Annotated in this window: 12 protein-coding genes; 5 read left to right on the top strand and 7 right to left on the bottom strand. The window is 67.4% G+C overall.

The window, feature by feature from the left end; translation table 11 throughout:
* Window positions 1-108 precede the first annotated feature (108 nt).
* The 5 genes from DBR12_RS12550 to DBR12_RS12530 are packed head-to-tail and all read right to left on the bottom strand — an operon-like array spanning window position 109 to window position 5,608.
* Window positions 109-963: a class I fructose-bisphosphate aldolase gene (locus DBR12_RS12550; protein ID WP_108617552.1), complete on the bottom strand. Its 855-nt coding sequence runs from the start codon at window positions 961-963 to the stop codon at window positions 109-111.
* A 34-nt stretch (window positions 964-997) separates the two neighbouring features.
* Window positions 998-2,005 carry an aldo/keto reductase gene (locus tag DBR12_RS12545; RefSeq protein WP_108617551.1) on the bottom strand — a complete coding sequence of 336 codons (1,008 nt, stop codon included), beginning with the start codon at window positions 2,003-2,005 and terminating at the stop codon, window positions 998-1,000.
* Window positions 2,002-3,036, bottom strand: coding sequence for an ABC transporter permease (locus tag DBR12_RS12540; RefSeq protein ID WP_108617550.1), 1,035 nt, complete (start codon window positions 3,034-3,036; stop codon window positions 2,002-2,004). Before DBR12_RS12540 ends, DBR12_RS12545 begins: the two co-directional genes overlap by 4 nt.
* Window positions 3,033-4,550: a sugar ABC transporter ATP-binding protein gene (locus DBR12_RS12535; protein WP_108617563.1), complete on the bottom strand. Its 1,518-nt coding sequence runs from the start codon at window positions 4,548-4,550 to the stop codon at window positions 3,033-3,035. Before DBR12_RS12535 ends, DBR12_RS12540 begins: the two co-directional genes overlap by 4 nt.
* An 11-nt stretch (window positions 4,551-4,561) precedes the next feature.
* Window positions 4,562-5,608, bottom strand: a complete 1,047-nt coding sequence (locus DBR12_RS12530) for a substrate-binding domain-containing protein (protein WP_108617549.1) — start codon at window positions 5,606-5,608, stop codon at window positions 4,562-4,564.
* A gap of 181 nt (window positions 5,609-5,789) precedes the next feature.
* Between DBR12_RS12530 and DBR12_RS12525 the strand changes: the two genes are divergently transcribed.
* The 3 genes from DBR12_RS12525 to DBR12_RS12515 are packed head-to-tail and all read left to right on the top strand — an operon-like array spanning window position 5,790 to window position 9,860.
* On the top strand, window positions 5,790-7,334 hold the full coding sequence (locus DBR12_RS12525; protein WP_108617548.1) for an FGGY family carbohydrate kinase: 1,545 nt from the start codon (window positions 5,790-5,792) through the stop codon (window positions 7,332-7,334).
* Window positions 7,331-9,103: a glycerol-3-phosphate dehydrogenase/oxidase gene (locus tag DBR12_RS12520; protein WP_108617547.1), complete on the top strand. Its 1,773-nt coding sequence runs from the start codon at window positions 7,331-7,333 to the stop codon at window positions 9,101-9,103. The genes DBR12_RS12525 and DBR12_RS12520 overlap by 4 nt, the downstream gene beginning before the upstream one ends.
* A 1-nt stretch (window position 9,104) precedes the next feature.
* Entirely contained in the window at window positions 9,105-9,860 is a 756-nt protein-coding gene (locus DBR12_RS12515) for a GntR family transcriptional regulator (RefSeq protein WP_108617546.1), read from the top strand.
* A 133-nt stretch (window positions 9,861-9,993) separates the two neighbouring features.
* Here the strand turns inward: DBR12_RS12515 and DBR12_RS12510 are convergent, their stop codons facing one another.
* Together DBR12_RS12510 and DBR12_RS12505 are read right to left on the bottom strand one after the other, a co-directional pair.
* Window positions 9,994-10,287, bottom strand: coding sequence for a DUF4148 domain-containing protein (locus tag DBR12_RS12510; RefSeq protein ID WP_108617545.1), 294 nt, complete (start codon window positions 10,285-10,287; stop codon window positions 9,994-9,996).
* A gap of 92 nt (window positions 10,288-10,379) precedes the next feature.
* A complete protein-coding gene (locus DBR12_RS12505; protein ID WP_108617544.1) occupies window positions 10,380-10,667 on the bottom strand; it encodes a DUF4148 domain-containing protein in 288 nt (95 codons plus the stop codon).
* Between the two features lie 704 nt (window positions 10,668-11,371).
* On the opposite strand from DBR12_RS12505, the gene imuA reads away from it, so the two are divergent.
* Both imuA and DBR12_RS12495 read left to right on the top strand, forming a co-directional pair.
* Window positions 11,372-12,226, top strand: a complete 855-nt coding sequence (gene imuA, locus DBR12_RS12500) for a translesion DNA synthesis-associated protein ImuA (protein ID WP_108617543.1) — start codon at window positions 11,372-11,374, stop codon at window positions 12,224-12,226.
* A partial coding sequence (locus tag DBR12_RS12495) for a hypothetical protein (RefSeq protein WP_108617562.1) occupies window positions 12,189-13,322 on the top strand: 1,134 nt, incomplete at its 3' end. The genes imuA and DBR12_RS12495, both read left to right, overlap by 38 nt.

Here is a 13,322-nt window from a genome sequence, read left to right as displayed (position 1 = left end):
GGGCCGCTGGCTTTCTCGCCATAGGCCGCGGGGTTTTCTCCTGGGTCCCTCTCTTCTTGTTTTGCTCTCGTCGGTGCGCAGCCTTCTGCGCGCAATGCTCTTTTTGCCTCAGGACGCGTGCGCTCCCGTGCTGTAGATGTCCCAGGCTGTTGCGGCGCTGGCACCGCGGTGGATCATGGCCATCAGCGCGTCGACCACGGCCGATGGTTTGGCGTGCTGGTACACGTTGCGCCCGTAGACCATGCCCACGGCCCCCTGGTCGAGCAGAACGCGCGAGCGCGCGAACACATGCTGCAGCTCCTCGCGGCCGCCGCCACGCACAAGCACCGGGCAGCGCGCGGCCTGCACCACGCGGTGGAAGTCGGCTGGGTCGGTGGTCGGGTCGGCCTTCACGATGTCGGCGCCCATCTCGCGCGCCAGGCGCACCAGGGTGACGATCTTCTCGGCGTCGCCGTCGACCATGTAGCCGCCCTGGTCGCTGTGCGGGCGCATCACCAGCGGCTCGATCATCAGCGGCATGCCGTAACGGTCGCAGTCTGCGCGCACGCGGGCGATGTTTTGCACGCACTGGCGGAACAGGTCGGGCTCATTGGGCAACATGAAGAGGTTGACCACCACGCAGGCCGCATCGCGCTGCACGGCCGGCAGCACCGGGTCGTGCTCGTTCTGCAGCACAGCCCACATCACGCGGTGGGCCGTGGCGTTGTAGGGGTTGCCCATGTCGATGCGCATCACCAGCGCGGGCTTGCTGCGCCCTGGGCGGTCCTGCAGCAGGTCGGCTTGGCCGTAGTTGAGCTGGATGGCGTCGGGCGCGGCGGCCACGAGCTTGTCCATCACCTGGGGCATGTCTTCCAGGCTATTGAGGAAGCTGGGTTCGTTGCATACGCCGTGGTCGAGCGCGATGTCCAGGCAGCGGCCGTTGGTGAGCAGGCGGTTCAGGCGTGCGGTCTTGTCTTTCGACATACGAAGAAGTCCTTGGGTTGGGGGTGGATATGGGTCAGGCCAGGGCCTTCAGGTGGGCGCTTGCGGCATCGTCGATGCGCTGCACTGCTTCCTCGGGCAGCTCCAGCGCACCCGCAGTCGCGTTTTCGGTGGCCTGCGCCCGCGTGCGCGCGCCGCACAGCGCCACCGACACGCTGCCGCTGGCCAGCGTCCAGGCAATCATCAACTGGCCAAACGAGCACCCGAACTGCCGGCGCAGGGGCTCCACCTCGTCGAAGAAGCCCTTGAGCCGGGTGCGGTTGGCCGCGCTGAAGCGCGGATTGCTGGCGCGCTGGTCGTCGCCCGTGAACTGGCGTGCCGGGTCGATGGGGCCGGCCAGCAGGCCCAGCGCCAGCGAGGAATAGCCCAGGATGGCGACGTTGTTGCGGCCGCACAGCGGCAGCAGGGTCTGTTCGATCTCACGGTCGATCAGGCTGTAGCGCTCCTGCGCGGCATCCACGGGGCCGTGGCGCAGGTACTCGGCCAGGGTCGGCGCATCTACGTTGCTCACGCCGATCGCGCGGATCTTGCCTTGCTTCTTGAGGTCGAGCAGGGCATCCATGGTCTCTTCGACCGGCGTGGTGCTGTCCTGCCAGTGGGTGATGTACAGGTCGATGTAGTCGGTCTGCAGGCGTTTCAGGCTCTCCTCGGCTTCGTGGAAGATCGATGCGCGGCCCAGGTGGCGGTGCACAGGGTGGCCGTCTTCGTCGAAGAAGTGAGTGCCCTGCTGCGTGTGCCAGACCAGGCCGCACTTGGTGGCGATCACCGCCTCGTGGCGGCGACCCTTGAGCGCCGCACCGACGAGCTGCTCGGAGGCTCCCAGGCCATAGGCCGGCGCGGTGTCGATCAGTGTCACCCCGGCGTCGAGTGAGGCGTGTATGGCTTCGGTGGCGGCAGCGCTGTCCTGCCCGCCCCACATCCAGCCGCCCATGGCCCAGGTGCCCAGGCCAATGGCCGAGCACTGGATGCCCGACGGGCCCAGGGTGGTGGTCTTCATCGCTGCGTTCATCATCACGGCATTCATCGCTTGGTCTTTCGGGTGTTCATGAGGTGGTCGATGGTCACGGCGGCCAGCAGGATCAGGCCCTTGATCACGTCCTGCCAGTAGGGCGATACGTCCAGCAGGATCAGCGAGCTGGTCACCACCGAGAGCAGGGCCAGGCCCAGCACGGCGCCCAGCACCGTGCCGGAGCCGCCCTTCAAGCTGGCGCCGCCGATCACGGCCGCGGCAATCACGTTGAGCTCCATGCCCACGCCGAAGGTCGGCGTGGCCGCACCGAAACGCGCGGTGTAGATCACACCCGCCAGGCCTGCCGAGGCTGCGCACAGCACCGTGACCCAGAACTTCACGTGGCCCACGCGGATACCCGAGTACAGCGCCGCCTTCTCGTTGCTGCCGGTGTAGAACACGCGGCGCAGCAGGCTGGCGCGGCGCAGCACGAAGTCGCTGACCACCACGATGAACAGAAAGATCAGGATCACCGCCGGAATGCCGAACAGATTGCCCTGGCCGATGAACTTGAACGAGGCCGGCAGCGAGAACAGCGACTGGGGCGTGCCCTGCGTGAGCGCCAGGCACAGCCCGCGCACAATGACCATGAAGGCCAGCGAGGCGATGAAATGGTTCAGCCCGATGCGCACCACGCAGCCGCCAATCATGGCCCCGATGAGCGCGCTGGCGGCGATTGCGATGAGCCCGGCAGTCCAGGGGTCGAACCCCATTAGGAAGAGTTTGCCCGTGATCACCATCGCAAAGCACACCACCGAGCCCACCGACAGGTCGATGCCACCCACGATCAGCAAGATGGTCATGCCTACGACCACGATGCCCTCGATGGAGAACGACAGCAGCATGGCGCGGATGTTGTCCCAGGTCAGGAAGTAGGGCGAGGCGAAGCTCATGCCGATGCACAGCACCAGGATGATGGCCAGCAGGCCCATCTCGCGCATGCTGGTGAGTTTGGTGCCGCCAGGTTTGCCGGGCCCTCCCGGTGCCTGGCGCTGCGGCTGCAGGCCGGCCATGGTGCCAGCGTCTAGTTGTGCGGGGTGATTCATGCCGTCTCCTCTTGTCGTTCCAGTCCCGAGGCCAGCCGCAGCAGCGCCTCTTCCGTCATGTCCTTGCCTTGCACCTCGCCCGCGACACGGCCGCCCTTGATCACGAGGGCCCGGTCGCACAGCCCGATGATCTCGGGCAGTTCGGAGGAGATGACCACCACGCCCACGCCCTGGCAGGCCAGGTCGCGCAGGATGTGGTGGATCTCCGACTTGGCGCCCACGTCCACGCCGCGCGTGGGCTCATCCATCAGCAGCACTGCGGGGTTGGTGGCCAGCAGCTTGGCAATAGCCACTTTCTGCTGGTTGCCGCCCGACAGGCTCGCCACCTCAATCTGCACACCGTCGGACTTGAGCTTCAGGCGTGCGCCCAGCTCCTGCGCCAGCCGGTGCTCGGCTACACGCTGCAGCAGGCCGAATCGCGAACTCACGCGCGCCAGGGCCATGGAGGCGATGTTCTGCGCGATCGGCAGGTCCAGGTACACGCCTGCGGCCTTGCGGTCTTCGCTGAGGTAGGCGATGCCTTCGCGCAGCGCATGGCTGTACTTTCGGATCGAGAGCGGCTTGCCGCGCAGGTGTACGCTGCCGCCGGTGGCGGGGCGCAGGCCGCACAGGGTCTGCGCCAGCTCGCTGCGCCCGGCACCCATGAGCCCGGCAATGCCCAGGATCTCGCCGCGCTGCAGGGTGAACGAAACACCGTGCACGCGCTCACCATCGGCCAGGTTACGCACTTCGAGCACGTCCTCGCCGCGGTTTGCGTCCTGCTGCTTGGGCGGGTAGTAGTTGCCCAGGTCGCGGCCGACCATGCGGCGCACCAGGGAGTCGGCGTTTAGATCGGCCAGCGGGCCCGAGTGCACGTTGCGGCCGTCGCGCAGCACGGTCACGCGCGTGCAGTGCGCAAAGATCTCGGCCATGCGGTGGCTGATGTAGATGATGCCGATGCCCTGGTCCTTGAGGTCGTGCAGCACCCGAAAGAGGGCGGTCGATTCGTTGTCCGTGAGCGCGGCGGTCGGCTCGTCCAGGATCAGCACCTTGCAGTCGAGTGTGAGCGCCTTGGCGATCTCGATCAGTTGCTGGCTGGAGATGGAGAGCTCGCCCACGCAGGCCGCAGGGTCGATGTCCTGCCCCAGCCGCTGGAGCACCCTGGCGGCGCGCGCGTTGAGGTCGGCGTAGTCCATCCAGGTCTGCCGGCCCGCGTTGATTTCCGGCATGAAGATGTTCTCGGCCACAGTGGCGTCGGCGCACAGGGCGATTTCCTGGTGCACCAGGCCGATACCCAGGCGCATGGCCTGGGCCGGGCCATCGATGACCACCGGGCGGCCGTCGAGCACAATCTCGCCCGCGTCCGGCTGGTGGATGCCATCGATGATGTTCATCAGCGTGGACTTGCCCGCGCCGTTCTCGCCGCACAGGGCGTGGATCTCGCCCGCCTGCAGCGAGAAGTCCACGCCCGAGAGCGCATGCGAAGCGCCGAAGCGCTTGCTGATGCCGCGCAGCGCGAGCAAGGGGGAACCCATGGCGTCGTTGCTCACTCGCTGATGCCCTTGGTGCCGCGGCGCGCGAGGTACTTGTCCCAGTAGAAGTCGTCGGCGTTGGCCTTGCTGACCACGGCCAGGCCGTTGTCCAGAAAGGGCACAGCCATGGGGTTCGTGCCGTTGCGCTTGGCGTCGTTCATCGGGTCGATGAGGCCGGGGTTCTTGGCGAGGAACAGCATCATCATGCCCATGTAGCCCTGCATGCCCTGGTTGGGGTTGATGGCGCCGAACACATCGCCGGACTTGATCATGTCCAGGATCTTGGCGTTCACGTCGCAGCACATCACCTTGATGTTCTTTTTGGTCTCCACCTTGGCCTGTGCCGCACCCAGGGCCGAGTTCGCCTCGGGCATGAACAGTGCGCCCAGGTTGGGGTTGGCCTGCGCCAGGCTCTGCACGGCCTGGTAGGCCTTGTTCGGGTCCTGGTTGCTCGCGGCGCGGCCCACCAGCTTCATGCCGGGGTGCTTGGTCTTCATGCGGTTGATGAAGGCGGCGATGCGGCGGTCGTGGTTGTCCTGGCCGGGGTTTTCCAGCACGGCGAATTCGCCCTTGCCGCCCAGCGATGCAGCAATGGCGTCGGCGGCCTGCGCGCCTTCGCGCTCGTTGTCCGAGGTGATGAAGGAGGTGCGCTTGGAGTTGGGCGAGTCGGCTGCGAAGGTAACCACCGGGATCCCCATGGCCGCTGCGCGGTTGATGGGTTCGATGAACGGATCCGGGTTCATGGGGTGCAGCAGGATGCCGGCAGGCTTGCGTGCCAGCTCCTGCTCGAACGATGCCAGCTGCTTGTTCACGTCGTATTCCGGCGTGCCGGTGTAGCGGGTGCGCACGCCCAGGGTGCGGCCCAGCTGCTTCATCATTTCGTAGACCGGAAACCAGTACTCCACGCCCGAGACCATCACGTTCATCACGTAGACGTCGCTGGGGTTGCCGCGCAGGCCGCCCGCTGCGGCGGGGGCCGCTGCAGGCTGCTGTGCGAATGCGCTGGTGCCGGCCAGGCCGATACCGGCGGCGGCTGCGGACTTCAGGAAATTACGCCTCATTTTTTGTCTCCTCTTGTTGAACGGTGCAGCATGGGATGCTGCTTTCTCCAGGGCTGCGATGGGGTGCTTGTTGTCATGACAGTTGTTATGACAGGTAGAATGTAATCGTGGATCTAATCTCCAGATAGTTAGGGGAAACACTACTGGATATACCTGCTGGTTCGGCGGAAGCTGTTATGACATGAAGACCCAACTACTGATCGGCATCGACCTCGGGTCGAGCAGCCTCAAAGCCCTGGCCCTGGAGGCCGCGAGCGGCCGCACCGTCGCCCTGTCCCGCATGCCCCTGCAGCACGACCGCCTGCCAGGCGGTGGCTGCGAAGTGGGCGAGCCCATGCTGCGTTCGGCCCTGTCCGCCGTGCTGCGCGATGTGGTCCACCAACTGGGCCGCCGCGTGGCCGATGTGCGCGCCATCGGCTGCACGGGGCATGGCGCAGGCCTGTACGCGCTGGATGCGCGCGGTGAACTCGCAGGCGGGCGCGCCGTGGCCTCGACCGACCAGCGCGCCGGCGCACGCGCCCAGTCCCTGGCCGCCAGCCACGGGCCACTGCTGCTGGCAGACGTCGGCTGCCAGCCCTGGCCAGGCCAGCCCACCGTGATCGCCGCCGAGCTGCTGGGCAGCGATGCCATGCGCAGCGGCGCGCTGCAGCGCCTGATGTTCGCCAAGGACTATGTGGGCTTTCTGCTCACAGGCCAGATCGCCACCGACGCCAGCGACGCCAGCACGGCAGGCCTTCTGTCCGTGGCCAGCGGCGAGTGGTCGCCGCTGGCCTTTTCCGCCCCGGGCATCGCCGGCCTGGGGCCGCAGGCCTTCGGGCCACTGGTGCGCAGTGGCGAGGTCATCGGCACGCTGCAGCCATCGGCGGCATCCGCGCATGGCCTGCCCGCGGGCATTCCCGTGGCCATGGGCGCCATCGACCTGCTGGCCGCGATGACGGCCGTGCGGGCCGAAGAGCGGGGCCGTGCGGTGTCGGTGCTGGGCACCTGGTGCGTGAATGCCGTGATCGGTCCGGTGCTCGAATCTCTGCCCGACGTGGCGTCCACCGTGAACTTCGGTCCCCGCGACAGGCGCTTGTACATGGAGAACAGCCCCTCGTCGATGGCCAACATCGCCTGGCTGGCCGGCGTGTTGGGCTTGCCCGATGCGCGTGCGGTGGTCGACCTGGCGATGTCCGTGCCCCTGGGGGCCGGCGGACTGCGCTTTTTGCCCTTTGTGAACGGCGGAGGTGGTGTCACGGCGGGCTTCGTGGGCCTCAAGAGCCACCACACGCGCGGCGACATGGCGCGTGCCGTGGTCGATGCGGTGGCGGCCCTGCATGTACGCCACACGGCGCGGCTGGCGGCGGGGGGCTTGTCGGTCTCGGCTTCCACCGTGCTGGGCGGCGGCGCCAGCGATACCCGCCTGGTGCGCCTGCTGGCGGGCCTGCTGGGGCACCCGGTGGAGCGCTGTGCAGACGACGAGACCGGTGCCCGTGGCGCGGCGATCTATGCCGCCCGGTCCCAGGGCATCGACCCCCATCCCTTGCATGCGAACTGCGACACGGTCGAGCCCGATGCCAGCCAGGCACGTGCCCACGCTGACTTCAACGCCTCCTTCAACGAACTGATCGCCACCATGTCCCCTGTCTTTGGCCATCTGGCCGGCCACGTGCCCGAGCGCGCGCCACAGCCCCCCGCAGCGACGGCGACCCCCGTCCCGCCGCAGCGCGTGGAGGCCTTGCCATGAGCGCCTCCATCCCCTTGCCATTCGTGCGTCCAGCTGCCGTGGCCGGCCGCCACTTCTCTACGGTGATCGTGGGGGCCGGCATCAACGGCGTGGGCGTGTTCCGCGATCTTTCCCTGCAGGGCGTGGACTGCCTGATCGTGGACAAGGGCGATTTCAGCGCCGGTGCCAGCAGCGCGCCCTCGCGCATGATCCACGGCGGCCTGCGCTATCTGGAGAGCGGCAGCTTCTCGCTGGTGGCCGAGGCCACGCGCGAGCGCAACCTGCTCTTGCGCAATGCGCCGCACCTGGTGCAGCCGCTCAAGACCGTGGTGCCGCTGTCCAGCTTCTTCGGCGGGCTGATGAGCAGTGCGCTCAAGTTCCTGGGCCGCACGCCGCCCCAGCGAACACGCGGCCTTCTTGCCGTGGCCACGGGGCTGCGCCTGTACGACCTCCTGGGTCGGCGCCAGCGCGTGATGCCCAACCACCGCATCAACCGCGTGCAGCCAGCCGACCGCCTGCTGTTCCGTGCGGCCGTGCGCTGGACAGCGACTTTTTTCGACGCCTGGATCAGCCACCCCGAATGGCTGGTGCTGGAGCTGGTGCGCGACGCCTGGCGCGACGAGCCCCGGTCCGTGGCCAGCAACCACTGCCGCGTGATGGGCTGCGCGGGCAAGACCCTCACGCTGCGCGACGAAGTCACGGGCGAGGTGGTGCAGGTGACGGCCGACACGGTGGTCAATGCCAGCGGCGCCTGGCTGGACCGCAGCACCGAGCTGCTGGGCGGCGCGGTGCCGCGCGTGATGGGCACCAAGGGCTCGCATCTGGTGCTCGACCACCCCACACTGCGCGACGCGCTGGGCGGGCGCATGGCGTATTTCGAGGCGCTGGACGGGCGCGTCTGCATCGTCTACCCCTTCCTGGACCGGGTGCTGGTGGGTTCCACCGACATCCCGGTGGACGACCCCGACCAGATCGCCACCGAACCGGCCGAGGTGGACTACCTGCTCGAGGTGCTGGGCGAGGAGTTCCCCAACCTGGCCTTCGACCGGCGTGACGTGGTCTATACCTACGTCGGAGTGCGGCCACTGGCACGCTCGGACGCCGACAAGCCCGGGCAGATCTCGCGCGACCATTCGGTGGTGATCGACCCGCCGTCCCCATCGCGCGATATCCCGGTCGTGGGCCTGGTGGGCGGCAAATGGACCACCTTTCGCGCGCTGGCCGAGGAGGCCACCGATGAGGTGCTGCGCCTGCTGGGGCGCGGGCGCAAGGCTTCGACCCGGCAGATGCCCATTGGCGGCGGAACCGACATGCCGCAGGGTGGGCAGGCGACCGAGCGCTTCATCGACCGCATCGCCCAGGATTCCGGCCTGGACCGTTTGCGCGCCCAGGCGCTGCTGCGCCGCTACGGCACCCAGGCCTTGCGCATGGCCCAGCATTTCAAAGTGGCCGGCGACGTGCCGCTGCAGCACGCACCCGACTATTCGGCTGCGGAGGTGGCTTGGCTGTGCACCGAAACCGGCGTGATCCATCTCGATGACCTCGTGATCCGCCGCACGCTGCTGGCCATTCGCGGGCTGGTCACCGATGCCGCGCTGGCTGAGATGGCCGACATTGCCGCAGAGGCTTTGGGTTGGGATGCGGGGCGCGAACGGCAGGAGTTGCACAATTGCAGCACTGCATTGCGTGAGCGCCACGGCGTGCGCCTGGCCCCCGCAGCCCCCGATTCCGACGCCGTGCCGGCTTTCCATGCTCCATTGACCACCCATCCGGCCCTGAGCCCGACATGACGTGAATTCTCCGAACGAACTCCAGCCGCTGCTCGACCGCAATTCCGAATCGCCCCTGTGGGCGCAGTTCCGCGATGCCCTGCGCCTGCAGATCCTGCAGGGTGAACTGGCCATAGGCGCCAAGCTGCCCTCCGAGGCCGAACTGGGCGAGCAGTTCGGCATCTCGCGCATCGTGGTGCGCGAGGCGCTAGCCGACCTGGTGCGCAACAACCTGATCTACAAGATCAAGGGCCGCGGCGCCTTTGTCGCGGCGCGCGAGCGCGATGAGGATTTTGTCTCCACCGTGCTCGGCTTCTCCGACGAAATGGAGCGCAAGGGCCGCTCGGTGCGCACCCAGATCCTGTCGCAGCAGCTGCGCGACCCCACGCCGCAGGAGATCAGCGCATTGGGCCTCACCGACGATACCCAGGTGGTGGCGCTCAAGCGGCTGCGCAGCGTGGACGGTGAGCTGCGCCTGCTGGTGGAAACCGTGGTGCCCGCCGACCTGGCGCCCGGCCTGCACCGCATGCGCCTCGATGACCGTTCGCTGTACGACGTGCTGCGCCGCCAGTACGGTGTGCGCCTGGTGCGCGCCGAGCGCTGGATCGACGCCGTGCTGCCCGACGCCGAGACCTGCGAGCTGCTGCAGCTGGCAACCCCGGAGCCGCTGCTGCGCATCGAATCCATTGCCTATGGCTCCAATGGTCGGCGCCTGGAGTACTACAACGCCTTGCACCGTTGTAAATCAAGCCGATTGCACGTGCAGACGACAACGTAGCCATCACCGGACTGTGGGCGGTGCTCCTGCCGTACATCTGTCACTTACAAAGACAACGGGCTCCCGAAGGAGCCCGTTGTCTTTGCTGAGCCGCCAGCCATGTCCTGCGACATCCCGGCAGGCAGCCGGTGGCTTACATGGCGCTGAATTCGCCCGAAGGGATCTGGCCCGTGCGCAGGGCTTCAGCAGCCAGGGCACGCACAGCAGCACGGTCAGCCGTGGACTTGTAGGTCACCACACGCGAACCAGCAGGCTCGATAGAGCGGGTCTGGGCCACCGTGGCGGCTTCAGCAGCCACTTCAGCGCGGGTGCGGTTCGTGTCGAACTTCAGGGCAAATTGCGAGCCATCAGCTTCGTCAGCGTGCGCGCCGAAGGCAGAGAAAGCAGCCACAGCGGCGATGGAGATGATGCGAGCGGTCTTGTTCATGGTGAAACTCCGATGAAATTCAAAAAAGAGGGATGTACTGAGCAATACGAAACAGAAAGGGCGGTGGATTCAGCGAATCAGGCGCTGAAAAATCAACCACGCTCACCGTAAGAAATCTGGCCGGTGCGCACAGCGTCAGCAGCCTGGGCACGCACGGCAGCGCGGTCGGCGGTGCTCTTGTAGGTCACCACACGCGAACCAGCGGGCTCGATGGAGCGGGTCTGAGCCACGGTGGCGGCTTCGGCGGCCACTTCGGCGCGGGTGCGGTTGGTTTCAAACTTCGTGGCGAACTGCGAAGCATCGGCTTCGTCGGCGTAGGCGCCAAAAGAGGCGAAAGCAGCAACAGCGGCGATAGAGAGGAAACGTGCGGTGTTGTTCATGATGAAAATCCTTGAAGTTAAAAAAGCGTCTCAAAAAAGCCGGGTCAAAAAACCATTCCTGAACCGGGTTCGGTGAGTCGCCTTGCGGGTTCGGCTCATCGATGGGATGAACTGTACGCCGATGGTGTTCAAGGAAAAACCACCCGGTCGCGAACTAACTGTTCCAGTATTGGAAACAATCAATGGGGAACTTTTCAGGGTTTTCCCAGGCCTGAATGCCTGGAGGATGCAAAAAATGGCCTTTGGCCATCTGTATCCCATGGAAACCCTGGTGCTTATCTGGAACAGTGTGAGTTGAGGTTTTACGTTGGAGAGAACGCCGAGGCAGCGGGTAAGCGAGGGCTCCGCGTGGCGTAAGACGGTGATGAACAGGGTTTTGCGCCATAGCCCCATAAGAAAACGTAAGCGACGGCGGTAGCCTGGCTGCTGTGGCTTTCTCGCATGACCTGGGTGTGCCGCATAGGGATCGGGTCTGGAGCAGACCCTATATGGTCTCTTGCGTTCGAGGCTGAAACGCTGCCCTCTCGCTGCGAAGTAAACAGGCGCTGAGCGGGAGTGGGGCCATCAGGCCTCTTCGGTCTTGCCTGCAAGCGCCCGCAGGCCCATGTCCTCTGGATCCTGAAACCTTCCCCACCTGGCTCGCCATGCTCCAAAATACTGGTTATATTTACAGTATTCTTGTTCTTTGAAGCCTCGCCACAGTCATGCCTGCGCCCAGCCTGTCCTTGCGGATTGCGCCCGATCTGCCCTCTGCCGTGCCTGGTGTCTGGCATGCCGATGCTCTGGGTGCGGGCCCACAGGAGGCTCAGCCCACGGGGCATGTGCTGCTGGATGCCCAACTGCCCGGCGGGGGCTGGCCGGTGGGGGCGCTGTGCGAGGTGCTGCAGCCCCTGGCGGGCCTGCACGAATGGCAGCTGGTGCTGCCCGCGCTGGCACAGGCCACGGCCCGCCGCTCCGGGGCCGTGGTGGCGGTGGCGCCCCCTTGCGATCCCTTTGGCCCGGCGCTGAAAGCGCAGGGGCTGCCGCCCGAGCGGCTGTGTGTGGTGCGCGCAAGCAGTGCCCGTGCGGCATTCTGGGCGGCGGAGCAGGCGCTGCGGTGCCATGGTGTGCTGGCCGTTATGGCCTGGCTGCCGCAGGCACCCGCTGCTGCCCTGCGCAGGCTGCAGCTGGCGGCGGCGCAGCAACAGCAACTGCTGTGGGTGTTTCGCCCGGTCAGTGCTGCGCGACAGGCGTCACCGGCCTTGCTGCGGCTGCAGGTGCAGGGGCTGCAGGTACAGGGGCTGCCTGCCGGGGTATCCACGTCTGCCGCGCCGGGTTTGCAGGTGCAGATTCTCAAGCGCCGGGGGCCACCCCTGGTGCAGGCGCTCGATCTGCCGGGCTGCCATCCCAGGCTGGCGCAGGCCCTGGCGGCGCAGGCCCAGCGTCGCCACGCCGCGCAGGTGGTGGCCCGCGCCACGGTGGCAAGCTACAGCACAGCAACCCCGGCCCCGGGGGAGCTGGCGGCGCTGCAGGGGAGGGGACATGCACTGGATCGCATTGCCGCTGCCATGGCGGGATGAACCCGCAACCGGCCCGGAGGACACAGGGGCTGCGGCTGGCACGATGGCTGCGCCGCCAGGCCCCACCGCAGGCTGGTGGGCCCTGCGCTTTACCCCGCGTGTGGCGCTGGTGGATGGCGACACCGTGCTGCTGGAGGTCTCCACCACCGAGCGCCTGTGGGGCGGGCGTGATGCCTTGCTGGCCCTGGTATTGCAGGCCTGGGCCGAAGCCGCCGGGGGGCAGGGCGCACCGCCACAACCCCCAGGCATGTTGCCCCCCTGGGGCAGCGGCCCCACTGCGCTGGTGGCGCAGGCCTGGTTGCGCATGGCGCTGGCCGGGCATGCACCACGAGGGCAGCAAAGGCCTGCGGTGCACACCCTGCCTTTGCACACCCTGACCGCCTTGCGCCCGCATGTGGCAAGCCTGGAGCGCATGGGTTGCCGCACCTGGGGCGCATTGCGGGCGCTGCCGCGTGCCGGGCTAGCCCGGCGCGTGGGGGCCGGGGTGCTGCGGGTGCTGGACCAGGCCCTGGGCGAAGCCCCCGAAGCCCATGCCTGGCTGGAGCTGCCCGAGCAGTTTGCGCTGGCCACCGAATTGCCCGCGCTGGCCACCTCGGCCGATGCCCTGCTGTGGAGCGCCCACCGTTGCCTCACGGCCCTGCAGAGCTGGCTGCAGGCACGCCAGCAGGGCGCACTGGCGCTGGAGCTGGCCTGGCGCCACGACCTGCGGCGCATCGACGGGGTGGTGATCGCCCCCACGCAGGCCCTGCAGGTGCGCACCGCCCAGGCCACGCAGGACATGGCGCACCTGCGGCGCCTGCTGTCTGAAAACCTGGCGCGCACCACCCTGGCCGCACCGGCCAACCAGATCACGCTGCGCCTGCTGGAATCGGCCCCGCTGCTGCACCGCAGTGCCAGCCTGCTGCCGCCCGGCGACCACGGCGGCGGTTGCCGTGGCGGTGCCGACGACACTGCGGCCCCAGGCGAAGCCTTGCACCAGCTGCTGGAGCGCCTGTCGGCCCGCCTGGGGCCCGAGCAGGTGCAGGCCCCCGTGCTGTGGGCCGACCACCGCCCCGAGCACATGCAGCAGTGGCGCCCTGCGGCCGAAGTGCTGGGC

The organism is Acidovorax sp. HMWF029 (assembly GCF_003060895.1).
Classification (GTDB): domain Bacteria; phylum Pseudomonadota; class Gammaproteobacteria; order Burkholderiales; family Burkholderiaceae_C; genus Acidovorax.
This window is presented reverse-complemented; position numbering and strand designations above follow the sequence as displayed.

What these genes read in the sequence shown, in the direction of transcription:
- DBR12_RS12550 (WP_108617552.1), bottom strand. Translation starts at nt 963, where the DNA reads ATGTCGAAAGACAAGACCGCACGCCTGAACCGCCTGCTCACCAACGGC.
- DBR12_RS12545 (WP_108617551.1), bottom strand. Translation starts at nt 2,005, where the DNA reads ATGAATGCCGTGATGATGAACGCAGCGATGAAGACCACCACCCTGGGC.
- DBR12_RS12540 (WP_108617550.1), bottom strand. Translation starts at nt 3,036, where the DNA reads ATGAATCACCCCGCACAACTAGACGCTGGCACCATGGCCGGCCTGCAG.
- DBR12_RS12535 (WP_108617563.1), bottom strand. Translation starts at nt 4,550, where the DNA reads ATGGGTTCCCCCTTGCTCGCGCTGCGCGGCATCAGCAAGCGCTTCGGC.
- DBR12_RS12530 (WP_108617549.1), bottom strand. Translation starts at nt 5,608, where the DNA reads ATGAGGCGTAATTTCCTGAAGTCCGCAGCCGCCGCCGGTATCGGCCTG.
- DBR12_RS12525 (WP_108617548.1), top strand. Translation starts at nt 5,790, where the DNA reads ATGAAGACCCAACTACTGATCGGCATCGACCTCGGGTCGAGCAGCCTC.
- DBR12_RS12520 (WP_108617547.1), top strand. Translation starts at nt 7,331, where the DNA reads ATGAGCGCCTCCATCCCCTTGCCATTCGTGCGTCCAGCTGCCGTGGCC.
- DBR12_RS12510 (WP_108617545.1), bottom strand. Translation starts at nt 10,287, where the DNA reads ATGAACAAGACCGCTCGCATCATCTCCATCGCCGCTGTGGCTGCTTTC.
- DBR12_RS12505 (WP_108617544.1), bottom strand. Translation starts at nt 10,667, where the DNA reads ATGAACAACACCGCACGTTTCCTCTCTATCGCCGCTGTTGCTGCTTTC.
- imuA (WP_108617543.1), top strand. Translation starts at nt 11,372, where the DNA reads ATGCCTGCGCCCAGCCTGTCCTTGCGGATTGCGCCCGATCTGCCCTCT.